4 protein-coding genes are annotated in these 3,436 nt (G+C 70.5%); 2 read left to right on the top strand and 2 right to left on the bottom strand.

The genetic code is table 11. The annotated features are described in order from the left end of the window. Positions 1-571: alpha/beta fold hydrolase (locus tag FL311_RS46220; protein ID WP_194869618.1), on the top strand; the 571-nt coding region annotated here is incomplete at its 5' end. A 645-nt stretch (positions 572-1,216) separates the two neighbouring features. Here the strand turns inward: FL311_RS46220 and FL311_RS42010 are convergent. Together FL311_RS42010 and FL311_RS42015 are read right to left on the bottom strand one after the other, a co-directional pair. Then, positions 1,217-1,726 carry a hypothetical protein gene (locus tag FL311_RS42010; RefSeq protein WP_194869619.1) on the bottom strand — a complete coding sequence of 170 codons (510 nt, stop codon included), beginning with the start codon at positions 1,724-1,726 and terminating at the stop codon, positions 1,217-1,219. 90 nt (positions 1,727-1,816) lie between these two features. Further along, entirely contained in the window at positions 1,817-2,446 is a 630-nt protein-coding gene (locus FL311_RS42015; protein ID WP_141333224.1) for a hypothetical protein, read from the bottom strand. Between the two features lie 265 nt (positions 2,447-2,711). On the opposite strand from FL311_RS42015, the gene FL311_RS42020 reads away from it, so the two are divergent. After that, entirely contained in the window at positions 2,712-3,359 is a 648-nt protein-coding gene (locus FL311_RS42020; RefSeq protein WP_141333225.1) for a hypothetical protein, read from the top strand. Positions 3,360-3,436 lie beyond the last annotated feature (77 nt).

The raw sequence follows: 3,436 nt of genomic DNA on the forward strand, positions 1-3,436 counted from the left end.
GCCGGAGATGGCGGAGGTGGTGGCGGACGTGGCGAGGGCGACGGGGGGGCCGTACGCGGTGGTGGCGCACTCGTTGGGCGCGGCGGCCACGGCGGTGGCGATGCGGGATGGGCTGAAGGTGGGGCGCGCGGTGTTCGTGTCGCCACCGGCGGACCCGCGTGGGGGCATCCAGGCCTTCGCGCGCGCCTTCGGGCTGACGGACGGGGTGTGGATGCGGATGGAGGAGCGCATCGAGCGGCGCTTCCACGTGCGGCTCAAGGACCTGGCGCTGCCGAACTTCGTGCCGCTGCTGGGGCAGGTGCCGCTGCACGTGTTCCACGACGTGGGGGACCGGGAGGTGCCGCTCGTCGCGGGGGAGGCGGTGGCGCGGGCGTGGCCGGGCGCGAGGCTGACGCGCACGCAGGGCCTGGGGCACCACCGCATCCTGTACGCGCCGCAGGTGGTGGCGCCGGCGGTGGAGTTCCTCACGCAGGGCAAGCCGGAGACGCTGTCGCCGGAGGTGCCCATGCTGGCGGCCTCGGCAGCCACGGGGGCGCGCGTGCCATTGCGGCTGGTGCGCTCGGCGCCGTGAGGTGATGTCTGGCTTTCGGGCCGAGCGGCAATTCAACGCCAGCCGATTGCCTTTCAGATGAAGACCTTCGTCGTCGCGGTTCGCCTCAGGGCGGGGAAACGGCGGGAGGTCGTCTGCGTGGAGGGAGCGATGCTCTCCCTCGCATGCGGGTGAAGGTGTATCCGGGGCCGGTGTCCGCGCTGCGTGGCGTGGACCTGGAGATTCCGCTCGGGATGTTTGGACTGCTGGAGCCCACGTCGGGTGAGGTGACGCTGGAGGGCGTGGACATCGTCCGCCAAGGTGTGCGCGGAGCTGCTCGAGCGGTTGGACCTCACGGTCGCGGCGAAGCGCGAGGTGAAGGAGTATTCAGGAGGCATGCGGCAGCGGCTGGGCATCGCCCAGGCGCTCGCGGTGCGGCTGAGCGGACGACGCGCGGCGGACTCGGTGAGCCTGCTGGAGAAGCTGCGCCCCAGGGGGGCTCGTGCGCGAGGCGCGGAGGCTGGCGCCGTGGGCGTTGGTGCCCGTGGTGGCGGCGGCGGTGCGGGTGGGCGAGGGCTGGCAGGGGACGCGGCGAAGGAGCGCGCCAAGGACTCCTGGCAGCGCAACCTGGCCACATGGCTCCACGCGCGCCCCGGAAGCTCGTCGGGGCGCGCGGTGGCACAAGGGCTACTCGCCGGTGCGGTTGCCGGTCAGCTCCATGGTGAACTGGCCGGTGACGGGGATGGGGGCGCAGTTGCGCGAGGAGAAGTCGCCCTTCATGGAGAGGTGGAGCGCCCCCGCCTCGTCCCGGTTGCCGGTGCCCGAGCGCACCGTCAACGTCCCGTCGCAGTCCTGCTCGTCCAGGTGGACCTGGCACTCGGTCTGCTGGACGGAGAACGCGCGCTCCCCGGTCATGGTGCCCGGGAAGCCGTCTCCGCACTCGAAGGCATCCGAGCGCAGGTTCAGGGCCGACTTGTTGGAGCCCGCGCTCGCGGCGATGCGAATCGTGTCCGAGAAGTCGTTGGTCTGTGACTGGCCGAAGATGACCAGGGTCATCGTCCCCGTGCTGGCGTAGGCGCCCGTCACGTTGGGGCGATGGTCCACCGTCCCGCCATCGTCGCCGCCGTCGTCACCTCCACACGCTCCGAGCCCCAGCACCAGCGCCGCCGTCACCACGCGCATCCGCATCATCGACATCCTCCGCTCCCGACTGGAATCCTGGGGCCGGAGTATTCTTACGACGTCCCGGTCACGCAATTCACGGCGACGGCGCGTCGTCCGTCCGCCTCACGGCGTGTGTCCGGTATCCGTCGACAGCAGCTCCAGCGTGTCGGAGATGCTCGCCCCGAGCGACAGCTTCTCGAACGTCGTGTCCGGGGCGGACAGCCCCGAGGACGTGCCCGCCAGTCTCATGACGAACATCCGGCGGCTGGAGACCGGTCCGCACGTCATCGAGACTTCGCCGCGCAGCTCGAGCTGGAAGGCGCCGCCCGCGTCACGGCTGCCGCTCCCGTCGTTGACCTTCATGCTCGCGGTGCAGCCCGACTCCACGTCCACCGGGCACGTGCCCCCGCTGACGTCGAACGTGCGCTCCCCGTTCATCGCCGCGCGGATGCCGCCGCCGCAGCTCATGCTGGCGATGTTGATGCTCAGCAGGTTGAGGCCACTCGTGTTCTCCGAGACGGTGATGGTGTCCCGGAGGTTGGCGATGTTGTGCCCGCTCCCGTCCGGAGCGTTGCTCTGCAGCGTGCCCGTGACGGCGTAGGTGCCCGTCACGTTGGAGCGCTGATATGTGACGGGGGGATTGGAGCCGCCCGGCGGCGGCCTGTTCCCCGGCTCCTCCCGGGGCTCGTGGTCCTCACCACACGCGCCAAGCGCCAGCAACCCCACCACCCACAGCACACGCGAACGCGACATCGAAGGGCTCCATTCCCATACGAGAGAGTTCTCGCGGGGAAGAACCCTGGCCGCGGGTTTCCTGCGCAATGCCTCGCGTCGAATCCCAGGAGCGCTGTCAGCGTGTCCGGCCCTGGAACGCGGAGTGCTGACAGGTTGTCCTCGGCGTCGGTCCTCGTCGAGCGCGGCTCCCTCTCGAAATGGGTTGTGCACGCGCGTTGCAGTGGGCGCCTGTTGCCCGGGGAGGAGCCTCCCGGGGTGTTGCATCCACAGGGGAGTTCCGCACATGAGAGTCATGTCGTCGCTGTGTCTGGTGTTGCTGTCGTCCGCCGTCGCCCATGCCAACCCATCCAGCACCGTGTCGACCGAGGCCGTGCCTCGCAAGACGGTGGTGGGGCTCGCCGTCAATCCCACGGACTGGGGACAGCTGGTGTTGGAGGGAGAGCGGGTGGTGGGGCCGCGCGTCAGCGTGGGGTTGGGGTTGCACGTGGGCGTGCATGTCTCGAATGGCAGCAGGGACCTGGAGCGGACGGAGCAGCGACTGGAGACGAGGGACTCCCTCTTCCAGCTGGGCGTCGTGCCGCGCGCCCGGTTCTTCCTGTCCGGGACGGCGCCCGAGGGGCTCTGGGTGTCACCGCAGCTGGAGGTCATCCACCAGTGGCGCGAGTACGAGCAGTTCGTCGTCGAGGACGAGGGCAATGAGAGCAGCATCCGCTCCCTGCAGCTCGGGGGCGCGGCCCTGGTGGGCTACACCGCCATCCTGGGACAGGGGCTCGCGGTGCAGGCGGGGGTCGGCGTGGGTGCACGTCATTCCTCGGACCGGTATGAGAGCCGTCAGCCGGTGCTGCCGAGCGGCGAGGTGAACACCTCCACGAAGGGCCGGAGCTGGACCTTCGATGAGCGACTGCAAGTGTCCCTGGGCTGGGCCTTCTGACACGGTGGCGCTACAGCGCGGCGCCGTGCGCGCCTCGGGGGCAGGGGCCCTGGCCGCGTGGGGGCGCGGGGTGCTCC

The organism is Myxococcus sp. AB025B (assembly GCF_006518215.1).
GTDB classification, from domain to species: Bacteria; Myxococcota; Myxococcia; order Myxococcales; family Myxococcaceae; genus Myxococcus; species Myxococcus fulvus.